This is a genomic window from Morococcus cerebrosus (assembly GCF_022749515.1).
Lineage (GTDB): Bacteria > Pseudomonadota > Gammaproteobacteria > Burkholderiales > Neisseriaceae > Neisseria > Neisseria cerebrosa.
In genome coordinates, this window is record NZ_CP094242.1 from 2,526,328 (window position 1) to 2,541,074 (window position 14,747).

The following is a 14,747-nucleotide window of genomic DNA, read 5'->3' on the forward strand; positions in this document are numbered from 1 at the left end:
GTAGCGGTGTTCCCGCACCGCTACGTCGCCGTCCCACTTTATTTTTCAATCTCCTTTCTAAGGTCGCCTGTTTTCAGACGACCTTTTATTTTTAACCATTACAAATAATGTAACTCTTTTGCTTTGGCAATAATCTTGCCAGCGATAACAGCCTCGACAGCAGGCAAGAAATGTGCACCGCCGTCATAAGACAGAGATAACGGCATAATCCCGTCTTTTTGAGCCTGTTTGTCAGCCTCATTTGGCGTGATGCCAGTATCCGCCCAAATCTGCTCTGACAACATATACGACTCAATGTCATATACGTTTTCGCCGTACGTTGTGCGTATCCACTTGTTTAGCTCATCTTTAAGCTGGTGGCGGTAAGGATGTTCTTCTTTCGCCCATCCAGCCTTGTTATCAGCCCAAATAGGCAAGACAATATATCGAGGTGCATCTTTTGGCTGTACAAGGGCGATACACTTTTGAATGTACCCTTTAACACGCTCTAACGCTGCCTGCCAATTGCCCCAGTTAGCACCGTTAACATCGTTTTTGCCAGTGGCAAGGACGCAAATGCCATCGACGCCGCCACTATTTTTGAGACGTACAGGATATTTATCGCCTACAACGACACTATGGGACTGGTTGTCGCGCGGAAAGATTTTGACATTTGCAGTTTGCCCTACGATAGAGGCTTCAATCCCATCACCTATCATGACAACAGTTGAATGCAAGCTGAATGGCGTCACATTTTCGCCGTAAACCAATTCTCCCTCTACAAACACATTCTGGCCTTTTGCTGGAATGGTATCGACATTAAATTTAACATCAACAGGAGACCCGTCCATCGACATAAGCGCATAGGATGCCAAGCTGCCGCCTTGGGCATTGTTGATAACTGGGATGTTATCGTCTTTTGCTACTTTTATTGCGTGGTCGCCAATGCGCGCATTTGTTGAGTCGCCAAAAAAGCTGATACTGCGTTTGAGGTTGGCAAACCGATTAGCGGCTGGCTGGCTTTGCGTAGCTCCATCGCTATTTGTTGCTGACGTAGCTGGAGCTGGTGTTGTCGGTTGTGCAGCACTTGCACCGCCTTGACTAGTCCCGCTACTTGCTGGCGGATTACCTTGTGAGCCACTGTCAGATTGCGGTGGAGTGGCAGGGCTTGGAGTAACAGGCGCATCGTTGCTGTATTTAGCTATCAATGCTGCTGCTTTATCAGCCGCCTTACTGATGTCCCCTTGAACAAACTCGATGCCTGCACCAATCGTTACGCTACGTCCCGAGTTGCCCGCATGGTTAAGGCCAAATCTTACTTTATCAAATCGACGGTCCTCGCCTGATTTTATGGTGATAACGGCAACATGCCATTTATCGTATTCGTAGATTTTGCCGGCGGAAATTGGTTGTCCGTTAACGGTCGTACCGTCAACAGGTCGCAACTTAAATCCGCCATCTGCGTCCGTCACCAGCAGACCTGAGTTGACGATATTGCGGCCATTAAGGACTACCGCCGCAAAAGACCCGCCGTTACTTGCAACTGATGAGACCTTAATCGGCACAATGATTGCACTATCTGATGATCCATCAGACGCAATGCCATCACTCTCAATATAGCGTACGCCTTTATCAGTACCAGCCGCACTCGCAAACATGACTTTATGCCCATCAACCTCTCCAAACGCGCCAACCCAGCCTTCAGGCTCGCCCGATTTGATGGAGTTGTTTAAGGTTTTCAGCTTCGCTGTGTCGTTGCTGCTGACAGCCTCCGTAGCCGTCGTTTCCACACCGTCGAATGTAAATTTGATGGACGTTTCGGGCTTGGCCGCAGGCTGGCTTTGCGCCTGATCGCTATTTGCCGGTGGGTTAGCTGGCGTTACAGGTGCCGGTGTTGTCGGTGCCGGAGCCACAGGCGTTGTCGGTTGTGCAGTAGCTGCACCGTCTTGTCCACTGCCGCTGTCAGCATTTTGAGGCGGTTGCGGTTGAGCCGGACTCGGTGTAGTTGTGGCTTTAAGTTTCATATTAGCCACCTCTTCTTGCAACGCGGCAAGTTGCATCTCAAGAGCCTTAAACTTGACAGCATTAAGGACATCTTGATGACCGGTAGGCAGGTATTTTGTATGTACACTGCCTTTTGCATTGTCGCCAGTCCAAATTTCAAGTTTATCGGTTAATTGGTCAAAAACAAAATTACCCCAAACCTCGCAAGTTTCGAGCGCGCCACCGTAAAAACCTAAACTACCGATGCCGTCCCGATACTTGATAGAGTTGCTTACATACGGATCCCCAAACGGCTTTTTCGCCCTAGACACACTTGAGTACGGTGTCACATCCGCAAAGTTACACGCAAAAATTGACCCTCTTAAATTACCAATCACAAATTGCCGAATAAAATTACCGTCCGGTGAGTTTTGCACGTAATTACCCGTAATATTGGACCCTAACATCGTCCCGTAATTACCCTCCGCACCGATTTGCATACCATATGTAAAAGTATTCACGTATGCCTCGGCAGTAGCTCCGCTGCCACCGCCACCCACCAGCGTAACGGTTGGCGGCTCGGTATAGCGGCTACCCATGCGCTCCACGATGATGTCGATGACCTTACCGTCCTTAATCTTGGCACGACCAGCCCCGTCAAAGGCCTCTGCACCACCGCCGGTAATCACTACTTTGGGAGGAGACGTATAACCGCTACCGCCATTGGTCACCCTGATTTGCGAGATTTGGTGTAAGCCGTAAAAGATTCCAAAAGGCAAGGCGAAGGTAAACATGTTGTTTTTGACCACAAAGTGGTTATGGCCAAAATTACATAACATGCCGCGCGGGGCGTAGACAATGTTTCCTTCCCATACTTGGTGGCAGCGTAAGAACCATTTGCCCTCATCCTTACGGGTTTTAACGCCTTTCGCGCCGTTGACCGGGTGCAACCCAAACAACCCACTCACGATGACGTTTCCGCGCACCTCAATATTACAATCTTGATAATAAAAGCTGTTTGGGTCGGCTGTGTCCTTACTTGTATTCGGCTTGGTATGGTCAATTAATTGACCGGCAAAAATCTCTTCGATTACCGTACTGATGCCGTAATACATCGCGCGGCCGCTGTTGTTTACAATCTTAACGTTGTTGCCAACATGGATATCCATGACTTTGCGCATTCCTAATCCGAAGACATTGTCGTGGATGTACAGATTGTCCATCGGCAGATATCGGGATGTACATTGCTGGTATCCCGGATCAAGAGACGTACCACCGCCGATTCCGCGTGTATGCTCAAGATGCGCGTCGGGATGGCCGACGACGGAGTCGGGCGCGTATATCCCGCACAACTCATAGCCTGATACCCTAATGGCCTCGACACCGCAGATATAGTTGTGTGTAAAATAACCGCCGGAGATTTTGGTATTGACGGCAACGATACCGTTTTCATACGCCTTGACCGAGTCTCGCGCACCGATGTCTTCGCCCTTCGGCGTACCATACAAACCACAGACTACCGCGCCGCCGTTAAAACCTCGGACGTCGAAATACTCAACGCGTGTATTTTTGGTACCGAAGATACGCCAGCCATACCCTCGGCTACCCGCTTGGCAGCCGCGCCAGTTGCCCCAACTGCGGGAGGTTGTCCCATCGGGCTGCGGGAATGCTGACTCACCGTTTTCGTCGAAATACCCGCCCGCGCTGAGATACCGTTCGCCCGACTCGGAGCGAATCAGGTCGAAAATTTTGTCCTTGTTGAAGCCTGGGAACTGGGTAATATGCTCAGTAATTAGGCTGTTGTTAAGAAAACAAGCATTATCGACTATCGGATAGGTCGTGCTATTAAGACCGCCCTCAAACGCACCCTTTTCGCCCAATCCGGTACCAATGTGCGGACGCTCTTTCGTCCACCCATCAATGGGGCGGAACAGCATCTTATCTAAATCAGCCCCGCGAACGTAACCATATTTGAGATACGCCCGGGTACGGATGTTACCGCCGTGAATAATACGGTTACCCTCAGACCAGTCGCACAGGTGGAATACGTCCTGCCCCATCTCCTCGGCGATAAACCACGCCTTACTAAAGTCGATGGTATTAAACATAAATCGTCGAAGCGACAAACACGATTGACCACCATGCAGGGTCATTGTGATGGTATGAGGCTGACCATTAAGCTTAACGCCACGGCTGACCGTACGGTTGTCCGCTCCATAAAAATCCGGTGCATAGCCTTTGTTTTTGGTCGTCGGGAACACGCCCCCGCGCGAGCTTATGTATACGTTTGACGGCAGCTTATCCAAAAACGCCTGGATCAACTGCACAATTTTCAGGGCTTCTTCCGGCCGCTCATTGGTTTCATACCATCGCGTACGCACCTTGTTTTTTAAATCAGCGGGCAGCGCGTCCTCGATGTAGTACACGCCGTTTTCCAACGCAATACGCGTGTTTGCGTTGACTTGTTGCGTTTCAAACTCGCTTTGTTCTTGGTACAGGCGCGAGGCGGTTTCGTCGCTGCCCAAAGCCTGCGCGACATTAGCAGACAAAGTAGACGGCATGATGAGCGTAGCCAGTTTTTTGCCGTTAAACAGCAAATGACCCTCTTCGTTAACGGTAGGTCCGGTTTCGGCCAGTTTTTTGGCTTCATCTACTGTTCTTGTAATCTCAATAACAGCGAGATCAAGGTTTGATTTAGTCATTCTTTTTTTTCCCTAAAATTTTATAAACTTCGGCCAAGGTCTCATCAGAAATATCTGCATTGGCCGCAGGTTTCGGCGCGGGCGAAACGGGCTGCTCCGGTTGCGGTTGCGGGCTGGGCTGCACCGGTGCGACATTTCCCGGCCCGATTAATTTGAGCTGGGCTACCGCTGCTGCTACCGCAGCGTTAACTTTATTATCCAAATCCGCAGCGACCGCCTCTTTGACGGCCTTTTTAAGCTCGCCCGGCTTGACTGCCAAAAGATCTAAAAATTGCTCATAAGTCGTATCAGGCTCTATCAAACCTCTTTCGATAGCCTCGGTGTACAGGCTTGTACGCCCGTCGAGGATGACCGGCATACTGTCAACGCTGCCGCCGTGGACGGTAATACCGCCTTTTATCTCTGCCATTACTAAGCTCCCAACTCTGTTTCGAGCGTCAAATTACCCTCGTAAATCACAGCGGCGACGCCTTTGACGGTAACGCGCACGCTGTACCGCGCCCACCGCCATCGCCATCCGCGTGTCTGCTCTGCCGTCAAGAGCGTACCGATGCCGCCCGGCTTGACGGAGAGGGGCAAGGCAAAAGCCTCTGCGGCTGTCGGGGCAATGGTCAAAACTGCACTGTCCAGATGTTTAAGCGATGGATGCGGCTTTCCCTTGCCGTCAAGTACGGCAAAGGTCAGCGGTACGGTGGTACCTTGTTTGACGGCAAAATCAGCGCGGGCAGTCATTGCAGCTCATCCGGTAAGTGCGCCCGCTGCTTTTCTCTCAGGTAGGCCGCACGGCAATGGTCGTCCTGCCAAAAAAACAGTGCATTTATTGCGCGATACGCCATTCGGGCAACGCGGGTCGGCTGTGCCGCCAACACTGCACCTCGATAGACACGGCTGCTGACGGTTTCATCCGGACTGCCTGCAATCATGGCGTTGACGAGCTGGTCGGCGGCGATGGCGATATTTTTAAAATATGCTTTCATGTTCAGACGACCTTAAATCTAGGACTTACCGCACGGACCGCTTCGACGGTTTCAGCCATTTCGATCTGTTTTTCCATTGCCTGCCGTTGCCCTGCAACGGTTGCACACAATGCCTCATATGCGAGGGTTTTGCGCAGGGCGGCAGCTTTGAGCTCGGCCGGGTCCATGCCGCGCGACGCGGCAATTTGGTCGAGTAGCGGCGTTTGGGCATTGTTATCCGCCTGCCATGCGTGAGCCTCAGCAGCTTGCAGCGGCCAAGTACCCACCTCAAAGGCGGGCAGCTTGTCCATACCTGACTTTTCGGCAACGATGCCTTGAGCCGCTTTGGCGATGTCGTTAAGAGCCATCGTCTTGACAAGATTGAGATAGCGTTGCTCCGCCTCCGCTTTTTTGGCCGGGTTCGCAACCCATTTATCGCCATCCCAGTCGCAGTATGGCGACGGTGGCGGCAGCAGGGTTAGGGTGTCCGGCAGCGCGCCGACTTTGAGGACTACAATCTCCTCGCCGTCGTCTTTCTTGTACGCAACCTTGCCGCGGTGGTCTTCGACGAACTCCCACTTATTACCCGTCCAGCGGGCGACATTATTGGCAGGGATTTCGGGCGGGGTGGTATCGATGCAGCCGCCCGGGATGATATAGCTGCCGTCGCGGGCATAGATGTTGAGGTCGGCAGTGGCTTGGCCGACATATAAATTGTCGCCATCCAATTGACACACAGATTTACTCCATTGGATATTACTCATTTTTAGTTTCCTTAGATTTTGATAAGCGCAGATAAACTGATATTGCGTGGGCGGGTTTCCACCCCGCCATCCATAGCGGTAGTCACTCGGTCTCCGCCATCGTCAAATCTGCCGTCGCCATCATAGAGGGTTGCATTACGGTCTCCAGACGCCTCAATCCGCTCCCAGTCAACCGTATTGGCAATGTGCCCGCGGCGATAGACATGGCTGTGACTACGCAGTTGGTCTTCCTGCAAACTACCTAACGTGCGTCCTAAATCAACACCCTTGCCGTCATCCCAGCCGCGAATAAATTCGGCGCGTAAATCGGGCAGGTTAAAAGTTGTTCGGCCATCGCCAGCACCGTAGCTCGTACCAATCGCAGCAAATAATTGAGCAAAATCAGTACGCGAGACTGCCGCTCCATTTGCCTTAAGCCACCCAAACGGCACGATGTTTGATGATGTGTACAAAATAAAACCTGTCGGCACACCAACGTTGAGAATATCTGAGTCAACTTTTGCAATTAGGCCGCGCTTATCCCAGCCAATAGCAATCTGATGCGCCGCTCCGCCCAGCCCGATTGCGCCGCCACGCTTGATTGAGTTGTCAAACGCCTTATTGAGCGCAAACGATGACGGTACAGTTGCTACCGTGTAGTCATCTTGGTTGTTGCTTACTTTACGGGTTGTAATGACGTCCGCACCGTCGTACTGGAGTGTGCCATCATTCTTGAGCTGTATGCCCTTGCCTGTCTTTTTATTGCGGATGTAACCGCCAGCGGCATCAGCGCCGATGTGCAGATAATTATTCGCGTCAAACAATGCCTTGCTGTCGGATACGGTGATGCTTTTGTAAAAATTGGGGTCGTCCATGCGGGCTTTTACCCTGCCCAGCTCGTCATAAAGCCAGCGTGTACGGTTTGCCAGCTCCCGTGTCGGGCGGTTGTCGATACCGTTAGGGCCGCCCTGCACAGGGTCGGAGGTCTCCCATTGGTAAATGCCCGCCTCCCAGCGGCTTATCTCGCTTAAATTTGCCATCTATGCTGTCCCTCGATTAAACGTGCCGTCCCTTAATGCTTGTCCGTTGTGCCTCAAGGAGACGTGTTGGTAATCCAATGCCGCCAAAACACATCGGGCAGGTGCAAACGCCCGCAATGTGCGCCTCAGCAAGGCTGCCTGATCGTTGGTAATGGTATTGGTCATAATGATGCGGTAATGCGCCCAACGGTCTGTATGACCGTGTGTATAACTACCGTCACGGTGGATTTCGCCGTTGTGCAGCTTATTGCTTAAGCCCTCGACGATCTCAACCTCGCCGAACCCGAGACGGCGCACAATCTCGCGTATTGCCCAGGGTGTGCCTTTGTACCTGTGGAGCTGGTAGGCACCCTTGATGAGTTTGCGGCGGGTTTCATCGCTCTCGGCAAGCCAATAGCCGTCCTCGCCCAATATGCTTCGACTCTCCGCCAACAGTTCCAAATGTTCGGGCGCGACCAGCTCAGTCAAACGCGGCATCAGCTTGACCGCGTCAATGTCGCTCATCCTCAAGCCTAAATCGGCCAGCATCCGATAACGTTGATCGCGCTCGATAACGGAGGCATAACTCAGTGTTGCCATTGTTGCTACCCCTCTGCCGTTTCGGACGATGCCCGGATATTGACGGACGTACATCTTGCCCATTGGTCGGGCGTGACGACGGTTAGGGTCGGTTTTTTAAGGACTACGTTATAAACACCAGCGACTTTTAAAACTGTTTGGATGTCTAAAGGCACAATATCCATGCCCAATTTTTCGCTTCGCGTTACTTCATACTCCGCCCATGCTTGTTTTGCTGCCGCCAAAACCTCGGCAGTATTAACCCCGGTATACAAAACCAGCTCTGCGTCCAGCGTATAGTCGATTGCTGCCGGAGCAGTTACGGTTACCGTGTCGCAAAGCGGACGGACGCGTTCTCCGGACAAAAACCTTTGCACCGCGCTCACCAACTCCGAAGACGGCAACCCGTTTTTGGTCAATAGCGTTACCCTTACTTGCCCCCCTATCGGCAGGCCGTCCGACCCCGTTAAATTGCCCACATGTACGTCGCAAATAGCAGGGCTGACACGGCGGGCAAAATACTCATAAGCCCCGACAGGGCCTGCAACGCTAAAGCTTTCGGGGGCAAGCAGGATGCGTTGGCGGTATGCCTCATCAGATTCTTCCGCCGCACCGCCCGTCGGCACAGTAGTGTTGACGGCTGTAACGCCGTCAATCGGATTGATAAGCGTATTAACCTGCCCTGCGGTAAAACCATTACCGGACACGCCGGTTTGGAGGCAGACAGCCTCCAAATCCAAAGTACGGATTGACGGCGAGAGCGTGCCGGATGCAACCGTCCGAAACACGGTCGCTCCGGCGGCCACTTGAGTGCCTTGTGCAATCAAAACAGGCTCCGCTTGGGCGGTAGCCAACGTAAAACGGATGGTGCATCGGGCGGCGGAGGCCTCAAGCCGCGGGGTGTTGACGTCATCGCCGCACAAATCCAGCATCAGCCCCGTTGCAAAACGCGGGTGCTGCTGGCGGTAGGCCTCATTGACTGCTTTGCGCACCAAGGTTTCACGATAGGCATAGGTATTGATGAGCAGCCGCTCGATATGGGCGGGTTGCAGGGTTTTACCGCTGCGGGACTCATAATCCGTAATGGTTTGCGCCAAGATTTCGGCCAGGTCATCCGGAACCGCCTTAACCTCGTCCCGATTGAGTTTGCTCAAATCCATGCCGCCTGCTCCAATCTGATGTCTGTGCTATAAATCTCGCCCGCCACCTCATCCGCGACGCGCCAGTAAACCGTCATGGTCAGATGCGGTGCAGCACCGCCGAAAATAATGTCCTCAACCACCACCCGCTTCTCCCACGTCTGTATTGCCAACATGGTTGAGCGGACGACATTCGGGACAAACACGTCTTCGGGTGTGTCCAGCCATTTGTAATGGTCGGAGCCGAAATCAGGACGGGTAACGTCCGCACCTTTGCGGGTGGACAGGATGTTGCGGATACATTGGTCGATGTCGTCCGCACCCTGAACCACGCCCGAGCCTTCGGGCGCGAGCTGCCAGTGTTTCGAGATAGGTGCGGCGTAGAACATCAAAAAATCCCTGTATCGCTTATAGATACAGGGATTGTAGAGAAGGCCGTCTGAAACGCCTTTTAATGCGGTTTAATGATTTTTCGGCCCGCCGGTTTGCCCGCCTGAATCGCCGTCATGGATGTGCTTGCCGATGTTGATGCCGTTGACGATGAGGTCGCCGGTGATGTTGACTCTACCGTTGATATTTGCCGCATCGCCGCCGCCGTCATTGCTGGCCGTCAAACCTGCGGTATAAGTCAACATCCCTTTTACTGTCGCATCGCCCGTGATTTCTATCTCCGGCGATTGGATGTCTACTTTTTTCGCCGCTTTGATTCGGACTTCGCCCGGCGTCTCAACGACTACTTCGCCGCTACTGCGATCATGTGAGATGACCGTGCCGTTGGTAAACCGTTTGACCCATTTGTTTTGGTCGGATACCGGCGGTTTGTCTGCGGCATTATAAATCGCGCCGACAACGCAGCCGGTCTCACCCCGCACATCCAGCAGGCAGACAACCAACTCGCCTACATCAGGGAGGCTGTAAAACCGGTTGCCGCCCGCCGCAGGTGTCGCCATAGGCAGCCAGTCGGTTTCCATGTCATCGAGTACGGGAATTTTGACCCGCAAACTGTGCGCCGCTGCATCAATCGCCGATACAATGCCGAATTGCATCGTTGCTGTAAAATCATGGGTTTGCATTATTTTTATCCTCGTCTGCGACATACTCCGTCATTTTGATCTCCAATTCGGTCGTCCATCCGCCGTGGCGTGTGAAATCATGTCTTGATTGCTTGACCAGATATTTACCCGAGAACTTGCCAAATTCTTTAAGCCGTACCATTTGACCTGCCACCAACAGTGCATTGCCGACCAGTGTAACGGTACCCGCACATTGGTCGTCCTGCGCATCCGCCAATTTGGCATCTGCCCTGGCATTTAATTGCGCCGCGCTCTCACCCTTATTCGGCACGATACGCAATGTATCGCCCGTACTGCCGTGTTTGGCTTTGCCGCGTCTTGATTTACTACTGCGGCTGGCCGACACGGTCTGTTTAGATTTTGGGTCATAGCCTTTGACATCTACTTTAGACGGGACCCCCTTAATCAAATCGCGCAGGCGGATACGGATGATGTCCTCGGGCAACAATACGGCAACGGCAGGACGCTGTTTTAGTTCGGCATTATCGGCAAAGACCAGCTTATTTCCGACAATTTTAAAGCTGTGGCCATACTCCTGCGCCAAACGTGCTAAAAACTCGATATCACGCTCTTGGTACTGCGTCACACGTTTGATGGGGATATTTTTGACCGTACCCGTTACCTCCAGCTTCAAACGGCCTGCCACCTGACGAACGATGGCAGCCAGAGTCGTGTTTTCATACGCCTTACCGCGCAAAGTGCGGCTAGACTTGGTAATCCCGGTCGATAGGGCCTTCAGGCTGACAGTCGACGGCGGATGGTTGTACTCAATCTCAGCAATCTCAAATTTGCCAAAAGACAACAGCCCGGTAAATTGGTCTCCCAAGCTCAAAGACAAAGCATCGCCCTGTTCAGGATACCAATTACGCAGCCAGCGTCCGTCCGCATCCTCAAACTCAACCTGCAACTCATCCGACTGCCCCTCAAGGTAATCGGTATAACTGAACGAAATCAGATAAGGCGCGACATCTGCCGTTATATCCTTGTCTTCGTAAGACAGGACAAAATCGGGCATGGTAACCGGATGGGTACTGCCGCCACCGTCAAGGCCTTTTGATTTTAAAAACGCACCTAACGCATCCACGGCGGCAGCTCCTCTTGGTTGTTCTTCGGTTTGGTTTCGAGTACGGGGACAAAGACCGTGAGGCCGCCCGTAAACTCCTCCGCCAACGGCAAGTGAGGATTGGCCGCAATCAGGCCGTCAATCAACAGCGCATTGCCATAATGCTTATGCGCAATCAAATCCCAGCGGTCGCCGTCTTGGGTGGTGTAGCGTATTACCGCACTCATCATTTATCCTTTCTTGCCGCCAGCCAGCCGGTCAAAGCCTGGGCAGCGACAGAACCGTTTGCCATCGCATCAGATGCCTCGGCAACACCGTCCCCGACGGCAGCCAGCCAGCCGCCGATGGAGCCGCTCTCATACCCGTCACGCAATGCCCCGACGGCACCGCCCAGCCTGTTGGCCGCTTGCCCTGCCTGTAATGCAAATTCAGCCGCACCTTTAAGGTCTCCGAAAATCGCCGTTACTTCGGGCAAGGCATTGAGCCGTCCTAAAGTGCTGCCGCCGATATTGAGTGCGTCCCCCAACAGGTTTAATGCCCCTGACGGGTCGTTTTTCAGATTTTTGGCAGCCTGTATCAGATTCTGCATATCGCTGATGCCCGCTTCGGCGGCGCGGTAAATTTTCACACCTTTTTCCACCGCCGAAATCAATTTGCCCGCTTTTGCCTGCACGCTCTCCGGCAATAAGGACAGGAGCGGATTTTGACCACCCGACTTGACTGCCGGGGTCGGGAGCGGATTATTCGGGTCGCCGACAAACTGGGTCAGCTCCACATCCAACTCACGCGCCGCCGTCCGGCCTTGCGCGTCCTGAATCAACGTGCGCTCCGTCAGCCGCTCAAGCACAAACCATCCGACAAACCGGCCGCTGCCGTAAACCAAAGACACCGCCTGCTGCGCCTCCAAAGCCGACAGCAGACCCTTATACGCCGTATCGGGATTACCCAGCCGCCAATGCAACTTGAGTGAGAAACGCAGTGTCGTCAGTTCGTTTTGCAAGGCCTGAAGGCGCGGACGGCCTTTCAATACCTCATGTTTGGCAAAATTGGCGGCATGCTGAGTTTCCAAAGATGTAAAGCTGTTTAAAAGCTCAAAGCGTACCTCGCCCAACATCGCATACATCAATAAGCCCTCCGTGCTTTGTCGTCCATCATGCGGCGAAACATTGCCTCAAATTCACGCAAACCGATTTGCAGCGCAGCCTCAATCTGCTGAGGATTACCGCCCGGCGCATTGATGGTTGGGTTGTAATTGATGGTCATCCCACCCGTTGACTGGGAGCTGCGCGCATCCGCAAATGCAGCGCGGCCAGATGATACCCGAGCCGCCATTTGTCCCATATGGTTTGCAAAACCACTTTTCAGACGACCGGCTACACCGGCCATCGAGGCAATAGGACTCGCCGCGCCCCTGTCCAAGCCGATTTGCAGACCGTCCATCATCCATCCGCCAAATCGGCGGAAAACGCGGCTGGGCGAGTGGATGCCCATCACACCCGCAAATGTTTGTTTGAGCGATGCCGCCTTTTCGGCAAACCATGCCTTGACCGCCTCAAATTTAGATTTAAGGCCGGACCACAACCCTTGGATGATATTTGCGCCAAACTGTGCGAAGCTGGACGGCAACTGTACGCCGAACCAAGACATAACGCCGCGGAATACCTGATAAAACAGATTAAGCGGCGACCACCTGAGTATCTGCGCCGAGATATTGCCGATACCGCCGCCGAAATAAGCTTTGATGCGCTCCCAGCAAGCACCGAAAAAAGACACAATAGTATTGACTACGCCGCCGACAAAAACGCCCAGGCCTTGCCACAATGCTTTCGCACCGGCAACTACGGCATCCCAGTTGCGGTAGAGCATATAGGCGGCGACACCGAGCAGGGTCAGCGCGATCCCGATAGGGGTTGTCAACAGCATCATGCCAAGTTTTACAAACGCACTTCCAACCATAGGTAGGAATCGGATAATTTGTAACAATACCCGACTAAATAACCATCCTACGCTCCTCATAACCTTAAACGCTGTAAAGAGTGGCGACATTGCCCGCGCAGCGACAATCCAACTTATAGACAGGACGCCTATCAACGCTGTAAGTCCTGAAAATCCGACCACGACCCCTGCAAGAATGCCGCCCAATATCAACAGACTATCGACCAAAGCGGGATTGGCGGCGGCAAAATCCGTCAACTCCTGTATGAAGCCTGCAAGAGCTGAGGATACTTTGCTGATAACGGGCAACAGCCGCTCTCCGACAACTGTCATCAGCTCGCTGAAACTGTTTTTGAGCAGTGCCAGGCCGTTTTCGGTTGTTCCGGAACGGGCGGAAAATTCTTTATCCATACTCCCTATGAAAGAAGCTTTTCCGTCTTTGCCCGTTTTTTTGAGCTCCTCAATGGATTTCCGATAGGTATCCAGGCCGCCGACCAAAGCAGCGACGTCATCCGCATACTCCAAGCCGAATAAATCGACCAGTGCGCCCATTTGATTTTCTTTTGGCAGTTTTTCTACCTGTTTCAGAAAATCCATCAAAGCCTGCTCGCCGTTTTGCGCAATCGCCTTTTTCAGCGACTTGGATTCTAATCCCATATTTTTCAGAGCTTTTTGAAACTTTGCCCCCTGCTTGTCGGCCGTCATCAGTTTGGTCAGCATGCCGTTTATTGACGTACCCGCCACTTCAGGTGAGCGTCCGAGCGCAATAAAGGCGTTGGACAAAGAGGCCGTCTGAAGCTCGGTCAAGCCGAACTGTTTCGCCACGCCGCCAACACGCCCCAAAGTATTGACAATATCGGCGGCTTTGGCAGGGCTGCTGTTCGACAATTGGTTGACAGCATCACCCAGTTTGTCGATTTGGGAAATCGGTATCTTATAAATGTTGGCCAGCTTCGCCATGCTGTCGCCCGCCTGCTCGGCAGACATATCGAACGCAACACCCATCTTGGCAATTGTTGTAGTAAATGATTTAAGGTCTTTCTCGGCAATGCCGAGCTGGCCACCGGATGCCGCAATTCCCGCCAACTCTTCTTTTGACATTGGAATGGTTCTAGTCATTTCCAAAATGTCTTTTTTCAGATTTTTAAAACCTTCAGGAGATTCGAAATCCACCACTTTTTTAACATTCGCCATAGCAGATTCGAATTTGATTGCTTCTTCTGACAGCCCCATGACCGCCCCGGATACAGCTTTGATGCTGCTGACCGCGCTGGACGCTGCAACAAGCGTACCTGCCCCCAATACAGACAGCTTCTTGCCTGTACTAATTGCATCACTTTTAAGCATTCCTATGGCGGCCCGCAGATTCTTTAGACCTGCCAAAGCTCCGCCTACGGTTGCTCCGACAGTAATCGCTATTGCCAAATTGGATGACATAGGTTAGAGTCCTAGTAACTAATAATTTAATGGGCGGGTAAGGGTAAAAATGCAAGCATTGTTTGATTATCTGAATGATCTGATTTCACTATTCGGCTATGTATGCGGATTTATCGTTTGGGGCGTTATTTCGATTTTT

Annotated in this window: 14 protein-coding genes; all 14 read right to left on the reverse strand. The window is 52.5% G+C overall.

The features are described 5' to 3' along the window. Nucleotides 1-98 precede the first annotated feature (98 nt). Nucleotides 99-4,664: a Sec-independent protein translocase family protein gene (locus MON37_RS11935; protein WP_039405060.1), complete on the reverse strand. Its 4,566-nt coding sequence runs from the start codon at nucleotides 4,662-4,664 to the stop codon at nucleotides 99-101. Beyond that, nucleotides 4,657-5,073 (reverse strand): hypothetical protein, encoded by a 417-nt coding sequence (locus tag MON37_RS11940; protein ID WP_039405062.1) that lies wholly within the window; start codon nucleotides 5,071-5,073, stop codon nucleotides 4,657-4,659. Before MON37_RS11940 ends, MON37_RS11935 begins: the two co-directional genes overlap by 8 nt. Nucleotides 5,074-5,075: 2 nt before the next feature. Next, nucleotides 5,076-5,396 (reverse strand): hypothetical protein, encoded by a 321-nt coding sequence (locus MON37_RS11945; RefSeq protein ID WP_039405064.1) that lies wholly within the window; start codon nucleotides 5,394-5,396, stop codon nucleotides 5,076-5,078. Beyond that, nucleotides 5,393-5,641 carry a hypothetical protein gene (locus tag MON37_RS11950; protein WP_039405067.1) on the reverse strand — a complete coding sequence of 83 codons (249 nt, stop codon included), beginning with the start codon at nucleotides 5,639-5,641 and terminating at the stop codon, nucleotides 5,393-5,395. Before MON37_RS11950 ends, MON37_RS11945 begins: the two co-directional genes overlap by 4 nt. Nucleotides 5,642-5,643: 2 nt before the next feature. Next, the gene (locus MON37_RS11955; RefSeq protein WP_039405070.1) at nucleotides 5,644-6,384 is read right to left on the reverse strand and encodes a hypothetical protein; all 741 of its coding nucleotides are present in this window, start codon (nucleotides 6,382-6,384) and stop codon (nucleotides 5,644-5,646) included. Nucleotides 6,385-6,395: 11 nt separating this feature from the next. Then, the gene (locus MON37_RS11960; RefSeq protein ID WP_082013577.1) at nucleotides 6,396-7,403 is read right to left on the reverse strand and encodes a phage tail protein; all 1,008 of its coding nucleotides are present in this window, start codon (nucleotides 7,401-7,403) and stop codon (nucleotides 6,396-6,398) included. After that, nucleotides 7,404-7,982 (reverse strand): phage tail protein, encoded by a 579-nt coding sequence (locus MON37_RS11965; protein WP_039405073.1) that lies wholly within the window; start codon nucleotides 7,980-7,982, stop codon nucleotides 7,404-7,406. A gap of 5 nt (nucleotides 7,983-7,987) precedes the next feature. Continuing rightward, complete coding sequence (locus tag MON37_RS11970; protein WP_039405077.1) at nucleotides 7,988-9,121, reverse strand: baseplate assembly protein; 1,134 nt, start codon at nucleotides 9,119-9,121, stop codon at nucleotides 7,988-7,990. Next, nucleotides 9,112-9,489, reverse strand: a complete 378-nt coding sequence (locus MON37_RS11975; RefSeq protein ID WP_039405079.1) for a GPW/gp25 family protein — start codon at nucleotides 9,487-9,489, stop codon at nucleotides 9,112-9,114. Before MON37_RS11975 ends, MON37_RS11970 begins: the two co-directional genes overlap by 10 nt. A 72-nt stretch (nucleotides 9,490-9,561) precedes the next feature. Next, complete coding sequence (locus MON37_RS11980; protein WP_039405082.1) at nucleotides 9,562-10,173, reverse strand: phage baseplate assembly protein V; 612 nt, start codon at nucleotides 10,171-10,173, stop codon at nucleotides 9,562-9,564. Then, nucleotides 10,160-11,257 carry a phage late control D family protein gene (locus MON37_RS11985; RefSeq protein WP_039405084.1) on the reverse strand — a complete coding sequence of 366 codons (1,098 nt, stop codon included), beginning with the start codon at nucleotides 11,255-11,257 and terminating at the stop codon, nucleotides 10,160-10,162. The genes MON37_RS11980 and MON37_RS11985 overlap by 14 nt, the downstream gene beginning before the upstream one ends. Continuing rightward, nucleotides 11,245-11,466, reverse strand: coding sequence for a tail protein X (locus MON37_RS11990; RefSeq protein WP_013448388.1), 222 nt, complete (start codon nucleotides 11,464-11,466; stop codon nucleotides 11,245-11,247). The genes MON37_RS11985 and MON37_RS11990 overlap by 13 nt, the downstream gene beginning before the upstream one ends. Continuing rightward, nucleotides 11,463-12,359 (reverse strand): phage tail protein, encoded by an 897-nt coding sequence (locus MON37_RS11995; RefSeq protein WP_039405088.1) that lies wholly within the window; start codon nucleotides 12,357-12,359, stop codon nucleotides 11,463-11,465. The genes MON37_RS11990 and MON37_RS11995 overlap by 4 nt, the downstream gene beginning before the upstream one ends. Beyond that, nucleotides 12,359-14,608 (reverse strand): phage tail tape measure protein, encoded by a 2,250-nt coding sequence (locus MON37_RS12000; RefSeq protein ID WP_039405089.1) that lies wholly within the window; start codon nucleotides 14,606-14,608, stop codon nucleotides 12,359-12,361. The genes MON37_RS11995 and MON37_RS12000 overlap by 1 nt, the downstream gene beginning before the upstream one ends. Between the last annotated feature and the right edge of the window lie 139 nt (nucleotides 14,609-14,747).